This is a genomic window from Sphaerisporangium rhizosphaerae, assembly GCF_042665155.1.
GTDB classification, from domain to species: Bacteria; Actinomycetota; Actinomycetes; order Streptosporangiales; family Streptosporangiaceae; genus Sphaerisporangium; species Sphaerisporangium rhizosphaerae.
In genome coordinates this window covers 41,438-57,921 of the sequence record NZ_JBHTCG010000027.1, presented here as the reverse complement: position 1 = coordinate 57,921, position 16,484 = coordinate 41,438, and the positions used below count along the sequence as shown (strand labels likewise).

Annotated in this window: 16 protein-coding genes; 15 read left to right on the top strand and 1 reads right to left on the bottom strand. The window is 72.4% G+C overall.

Annotated elements, in window-relative coordinates:
• From lanM to rpe, 15 genes are all read left to right on the top strand, one after another.
• A complete protein-coding gene (lanM, locus tag ACFQSB_RS30195; protein ID WP_380830243.1) occupies positions 1-3,171 on the top strand; it encodes a type 2 lanthipeptide synthetase LanM in 3,171 nt (1,056 codons plus the stop codon).
• A gap of 15 nt (positions 3,172-3,186) precedes the next feature.
• Entirely contained in the window at positions 3,187-5,439 is a 2,253-nt protein-coding gene (locus tag ACFQSB_RS30190; protein WP_380830242.1) for a TOMM precursor leader peptide-binding protein, read from the top strand.
• Positions 5,436-6,827, top strand: coding sequence for a SagB family peptide dehydrogenase (locus tag ACFQSB_RS30185; protein WP_380830241.1), 1,392 nt, complete (start codon positions 5,436-5,438; stop codon positions 6,825-6,827). Before ACFQSB_RS30190 ends, ACFQSB_RS30185 begins: the two co-directional genes overlap by 4 nt.
• Before the next feature lie 105 nt (positions 6,828-6,932).
• A complete protein-coding gene (locus ACFQSB_RS30180; RefSeq protein ID WP_354850141.1) occupies positions 6,933-7,253 on the top strand; it encodes a TIGR04351 family putative TOMM peptide in 321 nt (106 codons plus the stop codon).
• Positions 7,250-8,167 carry an ABC transporter ATP-binding protein gene (locus ACFQSB_RS30175; protein WP_380830240.1) on the top strand — a complete coding sequence of 306 codons (918 nt, stop codon included), beginning with the start codon at positions 7,250-7,252 and terminating at the stop codon, positions 8,165-8,167. The genes ACFQSB_RS30180 and ACFQSB_RS30175 overlap by 4 nt, the downstream gene beginning before the upstream one ends.
• Before the next feature lie 145 nt (positions 8,168-8,312).
• Positions 8,313-9,116, top strand: a complete 804-nt coding sequence (locus ACFQSB_RS30170) for an ABC transporter permease (RefSeq protein ID WP_380830239.1) — start codon at positions 8,313-8,315, stop codon at positions 9,114-9,116.
• Entirely contained in the window at positions 9,095-10,297 is a 1,203-nt protein-coding gene (locus tag ACFQSB_RS30165; RefSeq protein ID WP_380830238.1) for a sensor histidine kinase, read from the top strand. The genes ACFQSB_RS30170 and ACFQSB_RS30165 overlap by 22 nt, the downstream gene beginning before the upstream one ends.
• Positions 10,294-10,932 (top strand): response regulator, encoded by a 639-nt coding sequence (locus tag ACFQSB_RS30160; RefSeq protein ID WP_380830237.1) that lies wholly within the window; start codon positions 10,294-10,296, stop codon positions 10,930-10,932. The genes ACFQSB_RS30165 and ACFQSB_RS30160 overlap by 4 nt, the downstream gene beginning before the upstream one ends.
• 69 nt (positions 10,933-11,001) lie before the next feature.
• Positions 11,002-12,135 carry a sensor histidine kinase gene (locus ACFQSB_RS30155; protein WP_380830236.1) on the top strand — a complete coding sequence of 378 codons (1,134 nt, stop codon included), beginning with the start codon at positions 11,002-11,004 and terminating at the stop codon, positions 12,133-12,135.
• Positions 12,132-12,755 (top strand): response regulator, encoded by a 624-nt coding sequence (locus tag ACFQSB_RS30150; protein ID WP_380830235.1) that lies wholly within the window; start codon positions 12,132-12,134, stop codon positions 12,753-12,755. Before ACFQSB_RS30155 ends, ACFQSB_RS30150 begins: the two co-directional genes overlap by 4 nt.
• A gap of 316 nt (positions 12,756-13,071) precedes the next feature.
• Complete coding sequence (locus tag ACFQSB_RS30145; protein ID WP_380830234.1) at positions 13,072-13,383, top strand: excisionase family DNA-binding protein; 312 nt, start codon at positions 13,072-13,074, stop codon at positions 13,381-13,383.
• Between the two features lie 21 nt (positions 13,384-13,404).
• A complete protein-coding gene (locus ACFQSB_RS30140) occupies positions 13,405-14,094 on the top strand; it encodes a Uma2 family endonuclease (RefSeq protein ID WP_380830232.1) in 690 nt (229 codons plus the stop codon).
• A gap of 108 nt (positions 14,095-14,202) precedes the next feature.
• A complete protein-coding gene (locus tag ACFQSB_RS30135; RefSeq protein WP_380830231.1) occupies positions 14,203-14,466 on the top strand; it encodes a hypothetical protein in 264 nt (87 codons plus the stop codon).
• Positions 14,467-14,517: 51 nt separating this feature from the next.
• Positions 14,518-14,883: a hypothetical protein gene (locus tag ACFQSB_RS30130; protein ID WP_380830230.1), complete on the top strand. Its 366-nt coding sequence runs from the start codon at positions 14,518-14,520 to the stop codon at positions 14,881-14,883.
• A 108-nt stretch (positions 14,884-14,991) separates the two neighbouring features.
• Entirely contained in the window at positions 14,992-15,657 is a 666-nt protein-coding gene (gene rpe / locus ACFQSB_RS30125) for a ribulose-phosphate 3-epimerase (RefSeq protein ID WP_380830229.1), read from the top strand.
• A gap of 158 nt (positions 15,658-15,815) precedes the next feature.
• Here rpe and ACFQSB_RS30120 read toward each other — a convergent pair whose 3' ends face one another.
• Complete coding sequence (locus ACFQSB_RS30120) at positions 15,816-16,331, bottom strand: ATP-binding protein (RefSeq protein ID WP_380830228.1); 516 nt, start codon at positions 16,329-16,331, stop codon at positions 15,816-15,818.
• Positions 16,332-16,484 lie beyond the last annotated feature (153 nt).

The following is a 16,484-nucleotide window of genomic DNA, read 5'->3' as shown; positions in this document are numbered from 1 at the left end:
ATGACGGCCCTTGGATATGCCGACGTGCGGGGGGAGGGCCTGCTCGCCGTGCCGGGCGGGGACGAACGGCTGATCGCCGTGCTGGCCGCCGCCGCCCCGTTCTCCGAGCGCGTGTCGGGTGAGTTCTTCGTCCCGGTCGCCGGGCGCGGCCCCCGCCAGGCGTCCGAGCGCACCAAACGCTGGCTCAAGGCCGCCGTGGGCGACGACGACGACGCCAAGCGGGCGCTGCTGCACCACCGCAGGCGCTCGGGCCGCGACCTCGGCGCCGGACTCGTCGACGTCCGCCTCGCCGACCCGCGCCGGCTGCCCGACTGGGGGTACGCCCTGGTGGACTTCCTGCTCGCCCAGCCCCCCACGGCCGCCGCCGACCCCGCCACCGGGCGCCCGGGCTCCCCGTTCGTGTCCTTCAGGCGCGCGGTGAACCGGCTGGTCGACATCGAGGACGGGACGGTGCGCGGCGTGCCCGTCACCCCCGAGGCGTGCGAGGACATCGCCGGGCAGCTCGTCGAACGCCTGACGCAGGTGTGCTTCTCCGGGTTCGCCTTCGAGGCGCAGCTCGCCGGCACCGCCAACGACGTGTCCGCCTGGCTGCAGAGCCCCGGCCTGGACGTCAGCCAGGCCGGCTGGCTGGACCGGCTGGAGACGCTGCCGGGGCTGGCCTACGTCATGGGCGTGACCTGCCTGCAGTGGCGGCGGGTGGTCCACGAGCTGTTCGACCGGCTGGGCGCCGACCTGCCCGAGCTGCGCAGGACGCTGTGGGGCTGGACCGCCCCCGGCCCGGTCACCGGGTACTCCGGCGACTCGGGCGACCCGCACAACCACGGCCGGGTCGTCACGCTGCTCACCTTCGCCTCCGGCGAGCGGGTGGTCTACAAGCCCAAGGACCTGCGCTCGGTGGTCGGGCTGATGGACGTGTGCACCCTGCTGAACAACCACGGGCTGCCCCTCGCCCTGCACACCCGCGAGGTCGTCCTGCGCGAGGACTACGGCTGGGAGGAGTACGTCACCGCCGAGCCGGGGACCGACGAGGACAGCGTCCGCCGCTACTACACGCGCCTGGGGATGCTGGCCAGGCTCGCCCAGTTCCTGGAGTGCCGCGACCTGTGGGCCGACAACCTGGTCGCCAAGGGGGACACGCCGGTCTTCATCGACCTGGAGAACGTCCTGCAGGCCCGCATCAGCAAGCCGTCCGTCATCGGCGACCGCATCCAGTCGCTGTGGGGCAGGGTCGAGGAGACGGTGGCCAGGACCGCGGTCATCAGCTTCCCCCGGGTGATGGGCGGCGGCGTCCAGGCGCACGACATCGGGTGCATGGCCGGGCTGCAGGAGCAGATCGCCCGGCACCCCCAGGCCTACCCCCTCGGCTGGGAGGCGCCGCCGTACCGGCCCACCTGGGGCGCCGGCGAGCTGGCCCAGCCGAGCCGCTACGCCGACGAGGTGGCCGAGGGCTACCGGCAGATGCAGGAGTGCCTGGCCCGCAACCAGGACCTGCTGGCCGACCCGCGCGGCCCGCTGGCGCTGCTGCGCGAGGCGCCGGTCCGCTACATCTGGCGCAGCACCTGGGACTGCGTCGAACTGCTCGGCACCAGCCTGAGCCCCGGCGCGCTGATCGACGGGGTCGCCCGGGAGGTCTGCCTGGCCCACCTGTTCCGCAGCGCCAGGGAGACGCTGCGGCACGACCCCGGGCGCGAGGACATCCTGGAGATCGTCGAGCAGGAGATCGACGCCTTCCGCCGGATGGACGTCCCGCTGTTCGTCTCCAAGCCGGGATCCGACTCGGTGTTCACGCCCGACGGGGTGGAGATCCCCGGGCACTTCGGGGGCACGGCCTGGCAGCGGCTCCAGGACCGTGTGGCCGACCTGGCGGGTTTTCCGCTGGACGAGCATCTCGCCGTCCTCGCGACCTGCCTCGATTTCACCGGCGCCGGGGAACTCCCCGCCACCTTCCCCGGCGCCGGGCCGCGTCCTCGCACGGTGCGCGAGATCGGCCTGCACGTCTACGACCTGTCGGGCCGCCGGGAGGAACCGCAGGCCGAGGTGCTGCTCGCCCGCGCCGGCGAGCTGGCCGACCAGGTGCTCGCCGCCGCCGTCCCGCTCGGCCCGACCCCGGGCGGGCCGGCCGGTGAGCGGTCGGGCTGGATCGGCGTGGTGACCTACCCGGCGCACGGGCTGGACCAGGTCGAACCCCTGCACGGCGATCTGCTCACCGGCACCGCGGGCCTGGCCGTCTTCCTGGCCGAGCTGTACGCCAACACCGGCGCCCCCGGCCACTGGACGGCCGCGCAGGACGCGCTGGACGCCTCGGCGGAGTTCGCGGCGCTGTCCACCCGCTCGGCCGTCTACCGCAGGATGTCGGGCACCCTGGCGCCCGTCGGCGCCTTCGTCGGCATCGGCTCGGCCATCTACGCGCTCAGCCGCTGCGGCGCCACGCTGTCCGACACCCGGCTGGTCGAGCGGGCCGCCGGGCTGGTGCCGCTCGCCGAGGCCGAGCTGACCCGGCCGACCTCCGCCGAGCCCGTGCTCGGCCGGGCGGGGCTGCTGCTCGCCCTGCGCAAGCTGCGCGAGGCCTCGCCCGTCCCGGTCCCGGCCGCCGACGCGCTCGCCGCGCGGCTGCGCGAGGAACTGCTGGCCGAGTTCGTCTCCGGCGGCGCCTCCCGTCCGCCCTACCCGCCGGACGTGCCCGCCCTGGAAGGGCTGCCCATCGGCGCCGACGGGCTGGTGTGGGCGCTGGCCGCCTCCAGCGACGCGCCGGGGGAGGACGTGGCCGCCGCGGCGCTGCTGGCGCACCGCTTCGGCCTGGACACCCCCGGCTCGCTGCTCGCCGCCGTCGCCACCGCCCACCTGCTCACCGGCGAGGTCCCGGCCGAGCTGCGCGAGCGGGTGGCCCGGTACTGCGCGCCCGACCCGGGACGGTCCTGCGCGCGGCTGGTGGTGGACGCCGAGGTGGCCCTGCACACCGCCCGCCTGACCGGGGACGAGGCGCTGGAGCGTTCCGCGCGGGGCCTGGCCGCCGAGCTGCTGCGCCGCCGCGACCACACGGGCCGCTGGTTCGCCGACCGGCGGCGCGCCGACCGCCTGTCGCTGTCGGCCGTCAACGGCCTGGCCGCCGCGGGGCTCACCCTGCTGCGGCTGGCCGACGACCAGGTCGCCTCCCTCCGCCTCGTGCACTGATCCGAAAGGAACGCCATGGACGCCCGACCCGCATTTCGCCGCCAGTACCGGGTGGAGGTCATCGAGGGAGACGGGGTTTTCCTGATCTCGGAGCGCGACACGCACGTCCTGACCGGCCGGTCGATCGAGGCGGTGGCGGGCCTGCTCGACGGCAAGCACACCGTGCAGGACATCCTCGTCGCGGTCGAGCCGGACGTCCCGCCGGAGAACGTCTACTACGTGCTCCACACGCTGCGGCGGCGCGACCTGCTGGTCGACGTCACCGAGGACCTGGAGCGGGGCACGGCCGCCTTCTGGGAGATGACCGGGCGCACCGCCGAGGAGGCGGTCGCCGGGGTGCGGGGCGGGCGCGCCGAGGTGCTGGCCGTCGGGGACGCCCCCGACGAGGAGCTGCGGGCGCTGCTGGCCGCCGAGGGCGTTCAGGTCACCGGCCCGGCGGACGCGGCGCTCACCATCGTGCTCACCGACGACTACCTGCGCGGCGAGCTGGCCGAGATCAACAGGCGGCACCTGGCCGACGGGCGTCCCTGGTTGCTGGCCCGCACCGTCGGCCCGGTCCTGTGGGTCGGGCCGGTGTTCCAGCCGGGCAAGGAAGGCGGCTGCTGGCGGTGCCTGACGCAGCGCCTGGAAGGGCACCGGCAGTCGCTGACCTACCTGGAGGAGCGGCTGCGCGGGCAGAGGCCGCTGGCCCTGCCCGCCGCCGACCTGCCGCTCACCCGCGGCGCCGGCGCGCGGCTGGTCGCGGCCGAGGCGCTGAAGTGGCTGGCCGGGGCCAGGAGCCCGCAGCAGCGCGACGTGATCACCCTGGACACCATGCACCTGGGCGCCACCCGCCACGAGCTGCGCCGCAGGCCGCAGTGCCCCGAGTGCGGCGACGCCGGCATGATGGCCGCCGCGGCCGAGTCGCCGGTCGAGCTGCGCTCCCGGCCCAAGACCTTCACCGCCGACGGAGGCCACCGCTCCCGCCACCCCGAGGACACCGCCGACCGGTACGCCCACCTGGTCAGCCCGGTCACCGGTGTCGTCAGGGAGCTCGCGCGGGTGGAGACGGGCACGCCCTTCGTCAAGACCTACATGGCCGGGCACAACTTCGCCCGGCAGATCCGCGACCTCGGCTCGCTGCGCAAGGGCCTGCGCAGCCAGAGCGCCGGCAAGGGCATGACCGACCTGCAGGCCAAGGTCAGCGCGATGTGCGAGGCGATGGAACGGTACTCGGGCATCTTCCAGGGCGACGAGGCCAGGCGCACGGCGACCTACCGGCGGCTGGGCGCCGACGCCCTGCACCCCAACGCCTGCGCGCTCTACAGCGAGGAGCAGTACCGCACCCGCCGCGACCTGGCGCACACCTCCAGCTACTCCTTCGTCAGCGACCCCCTCGACGAGGACGCCCCGATCGAGTGGACGCCGGTGTGGTCGCTGACCGAGCGGCGGCACAAGTACGTGCCCACCGGCTACCTCTACTACTACTACAACGACTCCCACCAGACCGGCCCGATCTACGCCTGGGCCGACTCCAACGGCAACGCCGCCGGCTCCTCGCGGGAGGACGCCGTCGTCCAGGGCTTCATGGAGCTCGTCGAACGGGACGCGGTGGCCCTGTGGTGGTACAACCGCCTGCGCCGCCCGGCCTTCGACCTGGCCACCTTCGCCGACCCGTGGATGGAGGAGTTCCAGGAGGTCTACGCCGGGTTCGGCCGCGAGATGCACGTGCTGGACCTCACCACCGACCTCGGCGTCCCGGTCGCCGCCGCGATCAGCCGCCGCGTCGGCGGGCCCAGCGAGGACATCCTCATGGCCTTCGGCGCCCACTTCGACCCGCGCATCGCCGTCCAGCGCGCGCTGGCCGAGATGAACCAGTTCATCCCCGCGGTCATCGACGTCGGCGCGGACGGCGCCACCCGCTACCGCTTCGACGCGAGCGACCAGCTCGACTGGTGGAAGAACGCCCGCATGGAGGCGCACCCGTACCTGTCGCCCGACGGCGCGCCCGTGCCCGCGTCGGCGCACGCGCGGCCGGCCACCACCGACCTGCTGGACGACGTCGCCGCCGCCCGCGCCGTGGTCGAGGAGCGCGGCATGGAGATGCTCGTGCTGGACCAGACCAGGCCCGACATCGGCCTGCCGGTCGTCAAGGTCATCGTGCCGGGCCTGCGCCACTTCTGGCGCCGGCTCGCCCCCGGCCGCCTGTACGACGTGCCCGTCCAGCTCGGCTGGCTCGCCGAGCCCACCCCGGAGGAGCAGATGAACCCCATCACGATGTTCCTGTGACCGTTCCTGCGGCGCGGCCGGACCCACCGGCCCCCATGGTCGGCCTGCGCGAGGACGCCGTGGTCACCTCGGCGGACGGGACGCTGACCATCACCAACCCCTTCGGCGCCTCCACGCTGCGCGGCCTGCCGCCCGCCGTCGAGGAGGTCCTGCGCGGGCTGCCGGGCACGCTGGCCGCCGAGGACGAGCTCGCCGAGCGACTCCTGGCCGCCGGCGGCACCAGCCAGGAAGCCGCCCTGCTCTACCTGACGCTGTCGCGGCTGCGCCCGGTCCTGGTCCACGCGGTGGAACCGCTGTTGCGGGTCGTCCCCGTCGCCCGGGACGCCGAGTTCCGGCCGCCGGCCCTGGCCCCCGACGACACCGTGCGCCTGTCGAGGTTCGCGCTGGTCCGCGCGACCGAGGAGGGACTGGTCCTGGAGTCCCCGCTGTCGCGGCACCGCGTCATGCTCACCGAGGAGGCCATGCCGCTGCTCGGCGCGCTCGCCCGCCCGGTCATGGCCAAGCAGGCCCCCGAGGCGATCGGCCACCTGGTCGCCGCCGGCATGGCCGTCACCGGCGACGCCGAGGAGAGCGACCCGGCGCTGCGCGCCTGGGACTTCCACGACCTGCTCTTCCACGCCCGCAGCCGCATGGGGCGGCACGACCAGCCGTTCGGCGCGAGCTTCCGCTTCGTCGGGGAGGTGCCGCCCGAGCCGGTGGTCAAGCGCCCGCCCGCGGGCCCCGCCGTGGAGCTGTTCACCCCCTCGCTGGAGGAGGCCGCCGCGGCCGACCCGCCGTTCACCACCGTGCTGGAGTCGCGCCGGTCGGTGCGCGAGTACGCCGGCGCGCCGCCGACGGTCCGCCAGCTCGGCGAGCTGCTCTACCGCGCCGCCAGGGTGCGGGGCGTCTTCGGACCGGCTCCCGGCATGCCGTACGAGGCCAGCAGCAGGCCCTACCCGGCCGGCGGCGCCGCCTACGAACTGGAGCTGTACCTCACCGTCGCACGCTGCGAGGGTCTGGACGCCGGTGTCTACCACTACGACCCGCTCGGGCACCGGCTCGCCGCGCTGCCCGCCAGGAACGCGGACGCGCGCGCGATGCTCGGCGTCGCCCGCCTGGCGACCGGCGGCATGGCCACCCCCGACGTGCTCATCACCGTCACCTCGCGCTTCCAGCGGATGTCGTGGAAGTACTCCGGGCTCGCCTACGCCGCCACGCTGAAGAACGTCGGCGCGCTCTACCAGACCCTGTACCTGGTGGCCACCGCGATGGGAATGGCGCCCTGCGGCCTCGGCAGCGGCGACGCCGACCTGGCCGCCCGCACGTTCGGCCTCGACTGGGCCAGGGAGTCGTCGGTGGGCGACTTCCTCATCGGCGGAGCCCCGGGAGACGCCGCGCCCGGTTCGTGATGTCCGTCATGGGCGACAGATGTCGTCTGCATCTGCCGGTGCCCGGCACGAGTCGGCATCGTTGCAGGCGGGAGGCCCAGTCGGCCGGAGAGGAGACAACGCCTGATGGCGGAGAGCATCTACATCCTCGGAGATCAGGACCGCAGGAAGTTCGCGCGGCTGATCGCGGCGGCGTGGGGCGACGGTGAACTGCGCGACCGCTACGAGACCGAGCCCAGGGCCGTGCTGCACCAGTACGGCATCGTCTACCCCGAAGGGGTCAGGACACCGCCGCTGCCCCCCAAACCCGACGGCGAGTTCGACATCACCGACCTGGAGACCGCGGCCGGCGACGCGGCGAGCTCCATCGGCACCGTCAGCAGCATCTCCAGCTGGAACGGCTGCCTGCCCTGCGGCTACCTGTGCGACTCGGGGGTGACGACGTGAACGGGCCGGTCATCGAGGTCGGCGGCCTGCGCAAGAGCTACGGCTCCTTCACCGCCGTCGACGGCGTCTCCTTCGAGGTCGGCCAGGGAGAGGTGTTCGCCCTCCTCGGCACAAACGGCGCCGGCAAGACCACCACGATCGAGATCCTCGAAGGCTATCTGCGCCCCTCCGCGGGCACGGCGCGGGTCTTCGGCCACGACCCCGCCGACCGCGCGGCCCTGCGCTCGCGCACCGGCCTGGTGCTCCAGGAATCCGGACTGTTCGGCGACCTGACGGCGGCCGAGACGGTGGCCGCCTGGCGCAGGTTCACCTCCGGCTCCCGCCCGGTGGCCGAGGCGCTGGAGCTGGTGGGGCTGTCCGGCCAGGCGGGGACGCGGGTCAAGCGCATGTCCGGCGGCGAGCGCCGCAAGCTCGACATCGCCCTGGCCACCCTCGGCGACCCCGAGCTGCTGTTCCTCGACGAGCCCACGACCGGCCTGGACGCCGAGGCCAGGCGCAAGGTGCGCGACCTGGTCCGCGACCTCGCCGCCCGGGGCATGACGGTGCTGCTCACCACGCACTACCTGGAGGAGGCCCAGGAGCTGGCCGCCCGGGTCGCCATCATGGACAAGGGCGAGATCGTCACCCAGGGCACCATGGCCGAGGTGCTCGGCCGGGGCTCGGGACGGGTCGCCTTCGAGCTGCCCGACGGCGCCACCCCCGAAGGGCTGCCGGTGGGCGACGGCGACGCGCTCACCGTGGACGGGCGCCGGTGCGTCATCGTGACCGCCGACCCCGAGTCGGCCGCGCACGCGGTGCTGGGCTGGGCCCACGTGCGGGGCCTGCGGCTGAGCGGCCTGGACGTCCGCCAGGCCACGCTCGAAGAGGTCTTCCTCGACATCGCCGACCGGCGCGGGCAGGAGGTCCGCACATGACCGCCCGGACACTCCCGCATCCGCGGCTCGTCATGACCGCTCGCATGCATCCGCGGCTCGTCGTGACCGCTCGCATGCGCCCGCGCCCGCGGCCCGTCGTGACCGCTCGCCCGCTCCCGCACTCGCGGTCCATCGAGGAGGGCACGTGACCGCCTACACGCTCTCGCACTTCCGGCTCACCCAGACGCTGTTCTGGCGGACGCCGGTGTCGGTCGGCGTCGCCCTGCTGTTCCCCGTCGTGTTCGGCGGGATCATGCCGGCCCTGCTGCCGGGCGGCACCAGGGGAGGGGCGCCGGTCGAGGTGGCCGTCATGACCGGCGTCATCGTCATGGGCATGGCCACGCTGGGCTTCATGACGCTGGTGGAGTCGTTCGTCATGCGCAGGCAACTGCTGATTCTCAAGCGGCTGCGCGGCACCGAGCTGCCCGACCTGGCCCTGTTCGGCGGCGAGATCCTCACCGTGCTGTCGATCGGCCTGCTCCAGCTCGTGCTGATCATCGGCGTGGCCAAGGGGGTGCACGGCATCGCGCTGCCGGCCAACCCTGCGCTGCTGGCGGCCACGGTGCTGCTCGGCCTCGCGGTGTTCGCCGCGATGGCCGTCGCGGTCAGCGGCAGGATCCCCGCCCAGGGCTCCACCGTCGTGGTCAGCCTGCCGTTCCTGCTGCTCGCCATCGGCCTGTCGGGGTTCGCCTACCCGGTCTCCGCCTTCCCCGGCTGGCTGCGCACCGTCTCCTCCTTCCTGCCCTTCGGGCGGGTCGCCGAGGGGATCACCACGGCCTACCTCGGGCGGGACTACGTGGGGCACGCCGGCGCGGGCGTGCCCGCCAAGGTCTCGGTCCTGGAGGGCTTCGCCGTGATGTGGCCGGGGTGGCTGGTCATGGCGGCCTGGCTCGTCCTGTCACTGCTCGCCGCGAAGAGGTGGTTCAAGTGGGAGCCTCGCAGAGGCTGAGGGGGGTCGGGCCGGGGACGGTCCGGCTGGCCCGGGTGACCGCCGGGGTGTTCCTGGTCGGCATGGCGGCCTTCGCCGCCGTGCCCCTGGCGGAGGCGCTCGGCGCCTACCCCGCCCTGCGGGCGGCGGGCGCCGTCCTGCTCATCATCGGCCTCACCGGCTGCTACCTGTGGCTGTCGGTGCGGGCCGTGCTCGACCGGGGCTCCCGCTGGGACCTCGCGGTGCTCGCTGGAATGTCCGCGCTCGCGGCGGCCGTCCCGTTCGTCGCGGGCCCCACCTGGCTGAGCGTGGGCTTCATGCTCCCGCTGGCCTTCGCCGTCACCCTGCGGGGGTGGGGCGCGGCGGCCGGGTTCTTCGCCTCGATCGCCGCCGGCGTCCTGCTCTCGGCCGCGCAGCCGATGAGCTGGGTGCTGTTCGGCTCGGTGCAGAACCTGCTCACGGCCGGGGCGCTCGCCGGCCTGGCCATCTTCGCGACGCTGCTCGGCGAACTGCAGCGCACCCGCGAGGAGGCCGCCAAGCTCGCCATCACCGAAGAGCGCCTGCGGTTCGCCCGCGAACTGCACGACGTGCTGGGGCACAACCTGTCGGTCGTCGCCATGCGGACCGAGCTGGCCACCCGGATCCCCCCGGAGGAGATGGCCCGGCTGCGTCGCGAGCTGACCGAGATCCACGACATCGCCCGGCGCTCGCTGCACGACGTGCGGGCGGTGGTCAAGGGCTACCGCGAGATGTCGCTGGAGAGGGAGCTGAGCGGGGTGCGCCGGGTGCTGGAGACCGCGGGCGTCAGGTGCGACTTCGCCGAGCTGCCCGCCACGCTCACCCCGGAGGTCCGCGTGGCGCTGGCCTGGGCGGTGCGCGAGGCGGCCACCAACCTGCTGCGGCACAGCGATGCCACGGTCTGCCTGCTCGGCGTCGAGCCGTGCGGCGACCGCATCACCGTGACCGTGGCCAACGACGGCGTGCGCGCGGGCGGCGGCCTGTCCGCCTCCGGGGCGGGCGCGGCGGACGCCGCCGAGGCGAGCGTGGGCGGGAGCGGCCTGGCCGGTCTCGACGAGCGGCTCACGCAGGTCGGCGGGAGCAGCGGGCGGCACATCGAAGACGGCTGGTTCACGCTGTCGCTGGACGTTCCCGGCGGCCCGATGGCGGCCGCACTGATCTCGGCCACAGGAGACCGGAAATGATCAAAGTTCTGATCGCGGAGGATCACGATCTCATCAGAGGAGCGCTGATCGCGCTGCTCTCGGAGGAGCGCGACATCCGCGTGGTCGAGGAGGTGTCCAGGGGCGACCAGATCGTGCCCGCCGTGGTCGGCAGCAGGCCCGACGTGGCCCTGCTCGACATCGGGCTCCCGGGCATCGACGGCCTGGAGGCCGCCGGGCTGATCAAGGAGCTGGAGCAGCCGCCGCCGGTGCTGATCCTCACCAGCGTCGGCTCGCCGGGCAACTTCGAGCGGGCCATGGCCGCCGGCGTGCGCGGCTTCCTGGTCAAGGACGCGCCCGCCCACCGGCTCACCGACGCCATCCGCGTGGTGGCCAGGGGTGAACGTTACATCGACCTGGACATCGCCGCCGACGGCGGTGAGCAGGAGATCGACACCAACCCGCTCACCGCGCGCGAGAGCGCCGTGCTCTCGGCCGTCGCCGCCGGCGGGCGGGGCAGCGATCTGCGCAGCACCCTCGGGCTGTCGGTGCACACCATCCGCAACTACCTCGCGGCGGCCCGCCTGAAGACCGGCGCCCGCAGCGACGAGGAGGCCGTGCGCATCGCCCGGGCCAATGGGTGGCTGGAGGACAGGACGGTCACGGCCGACGGTTGATTCCCGGCCCCGGAAGGCGTCACGATGCGTACGAAATCATGATGCATCCGGACAAGTTGGAGACCACCCGTGGCTCAGGAGAGTGAAGCTCAGGTCAGATGGCTGACCACGGGTGTCGTCGCGGCCACCGGAGCGCTGTGGGGGCTCACCCCCCTCGCCTTCGTGCTCGTCGGCGACCTCGGCCGGGCCCTGCTGGCCGTCGTGCTGCTCGGCGGGCTGCTCGTCGTGTACGCGCGCATCGTCGCCAGGCACATCGCGGGAACGAGCCAAGGGCCGCACCGGGCGCGGACCTTCCTGCTGTTCGCCGCCGTCGTCTATGGAGCGGTCCCGTTCCTCGGATCGGTCTGGATCTACACTCCGCTCATCGTCGCCACCGCCGGGCTGCTGCTGTTCCGCTTCCGCTACGGACTCGGCGTGCTGATCGCCGTCGCCGCCGCCGAGTACCCTCTGACCCTCGTGGAATGGTCCCCCGTGGCCGTGCCCGCCGTGCAGAAGAGCGCCGGAGTCCTCGTCGCCTCGGTGGTCGCCGCGGGCATCGTGCACTACGCCAGGTTCGTGCGCGAACTTCGCGAACTGCGGGTCGCGCTCGCCACGACGGCCGTGGACCAGGACCGGCTGCGCATGGCGGGGGAGCTGCACGACCTGCTCGGCCAGACGCTCGCGTCCATCACCCTGAAGACCGAGCTGGCCCTGGCCCTGGCCGGCGCGGACAGGAAGCGGGCCGCCGCCGAGGTGGAGGCCACCATCGCCATCGCCGTCGAGGCGCGCCAGGAGATCCGCGACGTCGTGGCGGCCAGGCGCTCCCTGGACGTGGGCGCGGAGCTGTCGGCGGCCGTCGCGCTCATCGAGCTGACCGGCGCGCGCTGCGACCTGCGCCTGGGCCTTGAGAAGATCGACGAGGAGACCGGCGACGCGCTCGGCTGGATCGTGCGCGAGGCGGCCACCAACATCGTCAGGCACAGCGACGCCCGGCACTGCCTGATCGAACTGGACGAGGTGGACGGGGGAGTCCGCCTGCTGGTGCGCAACGACGGCGCCCGGCGGGAGACGGCCGCCCGGCGCGGCGGCTCGGGCCTGGCCGGGCTGCGCCAGAGGGCGGCGAAGATGGGCGGGTCCCTTTCGGCGGGCGGCACGGGGGAAGGCGGGTTCGAGGTGCGGGCGTGGCTGCCCGCCGTAGACGATCGGGAAAGTGAGCACCGTTGATACGCGTTCTGCTGGCCGAAGACCACGGCGTCGTCCGCGGCGCCCTCACCGCGCTGCTGAACCTGACCGGCGACATCGAGGTGGTGGCCGGCATCGACCGGGGCGACAAGGTCGTCCCGCACGCCCTAGCCTGCGCGCCCGACGTCGCCGTCATCGACATCGAGATGCCGGGCGTCGACGGCATCGAGGCCACCTGCCGCCTCAAGCGCGCGATGCCGTCCTGCCAGGTGCTCATCCTCACCGGGCTCGCCAGCAGCGGGCTGCTCAAGCGGGCGATGGACGCGGGCGCGAGCGGCTTCCTGCTCAAGGACGCCCCCACCGAGCGGCTCGCCGAGAGCATCCGCAGGATCGTCCAGGGCGAGCGGGTGATCGACGCCACCCTCGCCCTGGCCGCCATGTCCGCCACCGTCACCCCGCTCACCGACCGGGAGGCCGCCGTGCTCGGCCTGGTCGGCTCCGGCGCCACGACCGGCGAGATCGCCGCCGAACTGCACCTGTCGGCCGCGACCGTCCGCAACTACATCTCCAGCGTCATCACCAAGACCGGCGCCCGCAACCGCACCGACGCCGTCCGCATAGCCGTCGAATCCGGCTGGATAGAAGGCCTCCGCCACAACTGAAGACCCCCCCAGCAAACGGCCCTCGCTCCGCTCGGCCAGCCCTCCTTGGGGTCCCGCCCTACCTGCCCATGGCACGAGCGGCCGCCTCGAAACGGCCCTCGCTCCGCTCGGACAGCATTCTTCGGAGGGCTCCGCCCCACAGCAGGGGCCCCGCCCCCGCACCCCGGAGGTCTGCCCCGCGAGCAACGCACACGGGAGCGCGGACCTCCGGGAACGTCATCCCTGGCTCGTGCTCGTTCCGCCGTAGAACGCGCGGGCCAGGTCGTGGCCTGCGATCATTACGTCTGTCGCGAAGGCTGTGAACAGAGGTGTCGTGATGGCGGACGAGCAGGTCGAACAGGTACATCCGGGGAGCGACGACGCCGGAATGGCCGGTCGTGCCGTAAGCCGGATCAAGGATCACCCGTCGCAGGCCGAACTGACGCCACAGCAGGTGGCGGACATGCTGAACGTCTCCCGCCCCTACCTGATCAAGCTATTGGACGCGGGGGAGATCCCCTCCCGCCTGATCGACGAGCATCGGCGGTTGTCGTACGAAGATGTGCAGCAGTACAAACGTCGCGATGACCTCCGAAGGGGAATGGCCGCCGACCAACTCGCCGCCCTGGGCCAGGAGCTGAACATCTAGGCGTGAGTTCCGTAGTCCTCTATGACGCGAACACCCAGTGGCGACACGCTTCGTGACCTGTTCACTCCGGCCCACAAAGGCCGGCTTTCGAAGGAGCCGCACATGCCCCTTCCCCCTTGGGCGGCGGATCCGTCCAGCCTGCTCATCACGGAGGAGGCTTACGAGGCGCTGCCCGAGGAGATCTGCGAGACGATCGAGGTCGTGGGCGGCCGGGTCCTGTTCCGCGAGTCGCCGACGCCGGGGCACCAGCGCGTCTCGCGCAATCTGACCTTTGCGCTCTTGGCCGCTCGCCCGTCGCATCCCTGCATCGATGTCCTTCAGGACACCGACATGCGTTACCGCCACCGCAACGCGCATGTCACCCAGGCAGGGAAGCGATTCACCTTCAGGAGACCGGACATCAGCGTCCTCCACTGTCTGGACGCCGGCGCGCGTCTGTGGTCCGGTGACGTCCTGGTCGCTGTCGAGATCACCTCTTCTGACGACGAGGTCGACTTCAACGACAAACGCGCCGAGTACGCCGCGCAAGGCATACCCGTCTATCTCATCGTCGTCATGGAGGGCGACCGGGTCGGCTCGGTCGAGGACTACCGCCTCGACTGGAGCGGGCGCAACTACCAACTGGCCGCCGTGCACAGAGGAACGCTGGTCACCGAGCTCCCCGAAGGCATGAAGCTCGAAACCTCCTTCGCCGACCTCGAACGGATCTGACCCTGCGGCCCGGGCGCCGTGATCAGCACAGGCGGGCAGCGCCGTGTTCATCTCGTCTGCTCGGTCAAGAGCGGGCCGCTGCGCCACTGTTCGTAGTTGAATGCTCACATGAGGGAGTCTGAAAGGGGATCACCTCTCGGCGAGGAGCGCGTCACCGAGGTGAACGGGTTCTTGTGCAAGGGCAAGGCCCGTGACACGCGAGAACGCGTCGGCGCAGCGGGATTCTTCGTCCATCACGATGGAGCGGCCGAGCGCCAGGCCGAGCGGGACCTGCTGGAAGAGGCTCTTCGAGCCAACGAGAGTGAAGCCGGCGGCATTCCTCAGGCATTGCGTGACGAGGCGGCCGAACTCTTCCGCAGCGTGCGGCGGTAGGGGCTGTGAGCGCGCTGTACCAGCGTGATCCGGTCTCCGAGGCCGGGAAGGGTGGAGGTGGTCGTCATGGGCGGGAGACCGCAGGCTGGAGCCCTGGAGCGACTGGCGGAGGCGATCACGCGTGTCCGCATCTCCGGGGGGCCGACGATTCGGCGAGCCTGGGTCGAGTCGTACGAGGACTCCGAGGGTGAGCCGGCCCTCAAGGGGTTCCTCGTCCTCGACCCGCCGGACGAGGACGGCTGGTCGGCCGAGTTCACCCACGCGCTGCGGAGGCGGGTGAACACGCTCGCCGTTGAACGGCAGATCGATGAACACGTCTATGTCGCGTTGTTCACTCAGGAAGAGTTCGAAGCTCGCGAAGGAGACGACGAGCAGCCGGAAGACGACAGCCCGGGCGCCCTCCATGGTGACCGCTGATCGAAAACAGCCGATCGACGTCCTGGCAGGCCCTCGGTCTCCTGAACTCGGCAGAGCTCAGTGCACGGGAGCGGTTTCGGGGCCGGGAGGGCTCTAGACTGCGGCATTATGGCCGTACAGATCTCACCCAGCATTCTGACCGCTGACTTCGCCCGGCTGGCGGATGTGGCCGGGCAGGTGGCGGGCGTCGCCGACTGGTTGCACGTCGACGTCATGGACAACCACTTCGTGCCCAACCTCACCGTCGGCGCGCCGGTGGTCGAGTCGCTGGCCAAGGCGACCACGCTGCCGCTCGACTGCCACCTGATGATCGAGAACCCCGACCGCTGGGCCCCCTCGTTCGTCGAGGCCGGCGCGGGCAGCGTCACCATCCACGCCGAGGCCGCCAAGGCCCCCGTGCGCACGCTGCGGGAGATCCGCAAGGCCGGCGCCCGTGCCGGGTTCGCGCTCAACCCGGCCACCAACGTGCAGGACTACGAGGACATCCTCGGCGAGATCGACATGCTGCTGGTGATGACCGTCGAGCCGGGCTTCGGCGGGCAGTCCTTCCTGGACATCATGCTGCCCAAGGTCCGCAAGGCCCGCGAGATGATCCGCAAGCACGGCGGCGAGATCTGGCTCCAGGTCGACGGGGGTGTGTCCTCCAGGACGATCGAGCGCTGCGCCGAGGCCGGCGCCGACGTCTTCGTCGCGGGCAACGCCGTCTACGGCTCCGACGACCCCGCGAAGGCCGTCCGCGACCTCAGAGCACAGGCCGAACGCGCCGCGTCCTGACCGGTTTCGGGGCGGACTCCGTCTCGTTCGGGTGTTGACCCGGCGGTCCTTCGTCGGTCCAGCGCTCATTCGCAGCCCGGCGATCAGGTGTGTGGCGCGGCGACCATGCGTCGGCCGGTGCTCAGGCATCGGCCCGGTGTTCAGACGTGGCGCGGTGTTCAGGCGTCGGCTCTGACGGGTTCGGTGAGATGGAACCAGACGCTCGTGTTACCGGTGGTGCGCTGGAATCCCCACCGGATGGCCAGCGCGTCCACCATGGCCAGCCCCCTGCCGGACAGGTCCTCGTCCCCGGCCGTTCGCGGCCGGGGAATGGCGGCCGACCCCCGATCACCTACGGTGATCTTGACCCCGCCTGGCACCAGCGCCACCGAGACGGCGAACTCTCCCCGCACCGCGTGCCGGATGACGTTCCCCGCGAGCTCGCTGGTGAGCAGGATCGCGTCGTCGTGACAGGGATGGTCCGGCCCGAGCAGCGCGGTGACGAACGCCCGCGCCGCCCTGACCTCCGACGGCACCGCCGAGAACGGCTGACTGAACGTCGGGCAGTCGACGGGGTCGAGCGGTGAGTCCGGCCACGTGGGCGCGTAGACCCCACGGCGCCGGTCCACGTCCGGTCGCTGACGAAGACGGCTGGTGAGCCGATCGACCACCGAAATCATCACGCGGGAACGCATCACGATCACCTTTGTCCCTCCTGTCTCCATTTGTGCCTTGAGAGACCGGCGAGCGTTCCTCCGGTCCGCCGTTCGACGGTCTTCCCGTGGGACATTGCGGCATGCTTTCGATCGATCGCTTTCCGTGACCGTCTGGCGACCCTATAGTGGGTC

Coding starts and splice junctions, on each gene's coding strand:
- ACFQSB_RS30135 (WP_380830231.1), top strand. CDS start 14,203: ATGAGGGAGTCTGAAAGGGGATCACCTCTCGGCGAGGAGCGCGTCACC.
- rpe (WP_380830229.1), top strand. CDS start 14,992: ATGGCCGTACAGATCTCACCCAGCATTCTGACCGCTGACTTCGCCCGG.
- ACFQSB_RS30190 (WP_380830242.1), top strand. CDS start 3,187: ATGGACGCCCGACCCGCATTTCGCCGCCAGTACCGGGTGGAGGTCATC.
- lanM (WP_380830243.1), top strand. CDS start 1: ATGACGGCCCTTGGATATGCCGACGTGCGGGGGGAGGGCCTGCTCGCC.
- ACFQSB_RS30180 (WP_354850141.1), top strand. CDS start 6,933: ATGGCGGAGAGCATCTACATCCTCGGAGATCAGGACCGCAGGAAGTTC.
- ACFQSB_RS30120 (WP_380830228.1), bottom strand. CDS start 16,331: ATGCGTTCCCGCGTGATGATTTCGGTGGTCGATCGGCTCACCAGCCGT.
- ACFQSB_RS30145 (WP_380830234.1), top strand. CDS start 13,072: ATGGCGGACGAGCAGGTCGAACAGGTACATCCGGGGAGCGACGACGCC.
- ACFQSB_RS30140 (WP_380830232.1), top strand. CDS start 13,405: ATGACGCGAACACCCAGTGGCGACACGCTTCGTGACCTGTTCACTCCG.
- ACFQSB_RS30160 (WP_380830237.1), top strand. CDS start 10,294: ATGATCAAAGTTCTGATCGCGGAGGATCACGATCTCATCAGAGGAGCG.